3 protein-coding genes are annotated in these 2413 nt (G+C 25.6%); all 3 read right to left on the bottom strand.

All coding sequences use genetic code 11. From position 1 onward, the window contains the following. A partial coding sequence (locus tag ACRC03_RS07255; RefSeq protein WP_438651895.1) for a competence protein CoiA family protein occupies positions 1–149 on the bottom strand: 149 nt, incomplete at its 3' end. Positions 150–216: 67 nt separating this feature from the next. Beyond that, positions 217–2010 (bottom strand): TerB N-terminal domain-containing protein, encoded by a 1794-nt coding sequence (locus ACRC03_RS07250; protein ID WP_438651894.1) that lies wholly within the window; start codon positions 2008–2010, stop codon positions 217–219. A gap of 137 nt (positions 2011–2147) precedes the next feature. Then, the coding region (locus ACRC03_RS07245) for a hypothetical protein (protein ID WP_438651893.1) at positions 2148–2413 on the bottom strand (266 nt) is incomplete at its 5' end.

Raw genomic sequence — 2413 nt, 5'->3', positions numbered from 1 at the left:
GAACAATCATCACCATTATTCAATTTATGTGCTAAATGTTTTATCATAAATCTGCCATCTTTAAGGATTAATTTTTCACCACATTCTGGGCATATTATATCATTAACACCCTTATTAATATTTTTTACATGCTTTAGTCTACTATTCACTAAACCAAATGGATTTTTTAAATTATTCAAAATAGTGCCCCCCTATAGCAAAGTCTCCATCTAAAATTTATACATTTGTAGTCTCAATAATTTGTTCAAGAACTTCACTATATGATCCTCTTATATTTACACCTTCATATAAAGCTTTTTTAATACATGTTAAAGCAATACTTTCCTTCATAAACATATCCTCTTCCGTATATTTGCCTGTAATCAATCTATATCTAGCTTCTATATCCTCTTGACTTAATTTTAATAATTTACTAATTTTATTTATCCACTCTATAATAGCTGGAGCTAAAAATATATCTTCTCTATTAAAGCGTACATAAGAATTAGATGCACCATTTAAGTCATAGAAACATACTAGTAAATAAAGTTCTAAAGCTTTTTCTAATTTTCCTATACGTTCATATATTTTGCCAATATCTAATAGATTACATCTATATATTCCTAACTCATTTGCTATTTTATTATCTAAAGCAATTTGTTCAATTTCTTTTATTAATACTTCTTCAATAATTATTCCTTTTGTATCTACTTCTTTTTTTATTTTATATATATCTAGTTGATGGTTAGTGATGTTATTAGTTATAAAGTTCCTACGTACACGTTCATTCTTTATGTTATTCATTTTTATATTTTCATCTGCTGTTATTGCTATCTTTTCACCTGTAAAAATACTATTTTTTATGAGAATGTCTTTTTTACAATAAGAACATTTGCATTTTGTTACTGGCATTTTTTCAATTTTTTCATTGCAGTTTGGGCATATATAATTTAGATAGTATCCTTCATTTTCATCAAATATACTAGTATCTATTGCTTCAAATAGTACGCTTTTATCATATATTTTCTCTGCTTTCTTTTTTACTTTAGGTTTAATATTATTATTTACTACAGGAACGTATCCACCATTTTTTCTTATTTCTTTTATTTTTGATTTTGTATTTTCATGAGCTTGTATTAATAGTTCATTTACAAGACTTTTAAATTCTTCATTATCTATTATACTTGGAAGATTAACTATTCTTTGATTGTTATCCATTGAATAGTTTGCCATAATTGCCACAGATTCTAATGGGCATTTGTATAGGTCTATATTAGATAACTCTATTCCTGGTTTATTGAATCTTTCTATCATTATATTTATTAATTCATTTTCAAATATTAAAGCATCATTTTTTAAATATCTGTTATTTTTAAATCCAACTTTACTTGCTATTTTCATTATTTCTTTTGGTGTAATTTCTCCACCTAGTTTATGTTTTGCAAGTAAATATAAATCAGACACTACTAAATCATCTATGTAATCTGTGTTTTGTAATAGTTGTATAAATAGATCTGGTCTATTATGGACAATACAACTAGCTATTAGTGCATTTATGGAATATTGTGTAAAAGAATTATTTTTATGATGTTTTCTCAATCTATTTATAGTATCCCATGCTTTTATAAAATCACTTGTAAAAAGATGTCTTTCTAGCCCATAGTAGAATATGAATACATAGCTTATATCTATTTCATTGTCTATATTTTTTAACCAGTCAAGATATATGTATCGCTGGTTAGGTGTTAGTCTTTCGTAGGATGGATAATACCCTGGTGGTTCTATGTCTGAAGTTGATGGTTTTACTATTTTCTCTGTAGTGCTTATTAGGCTTGGTTCTGTGCTATAGGATGTGGTTATTGAAAATACTACTCCACCTATGTTTATTTTCTGACTTTTAGACTTTTCAGTGTAGTTTTTATTTGGACCATCTTTAAACCATAGTAAGTCGATTATATCTTTTGGTATAAATGATAGTTGTGATTCTTCGTTTTTTGTATTTAATTTATTAAATAATTTTAGTAATCCCATATTATATCCCCTTTTATTTTAGTTAATGAAATGCATATATCTTTATTATTATTTTAGCATAAAAATAAGTACCAGCTATATGTACTGATACTTATTTTGTAGTTATCATAGATTTATAAATATATCATTTATATTAATTACTTTATTATTAATCTGTAAGAAAATATATAATCATCTATTTCAGGTTTATACTTTTTTACCCCATCATATCTATATTTTCTTTCTCCTTTTAATTTACTTTTTATTTCACGTATATCAACTATTTCTTTAGCTGGTATAATCCTGTGTTTCTTCTCCTCTTCATCTGATAATAGTATATAATTTTTATCTTCTAGATACTCTATTAAATCTATCGGATTTAAATCGCTGTATGTAATTATTTTCTCAGGTTCTTTGCAGCTTC

The organism is Romboutsia sp. (genome assembly GCF_051659545.1).
Classification (GTDB): domain Bacteria; phylum Bacillota; class Clostridia; order Peptostreptococcales; family Peptostreptococcaceae; genus JBOFOR01.
Note: the sequence above shows the minus strand (reverse complement) of the source record. Positions and strands in the feature narration are given on the sequence as shown.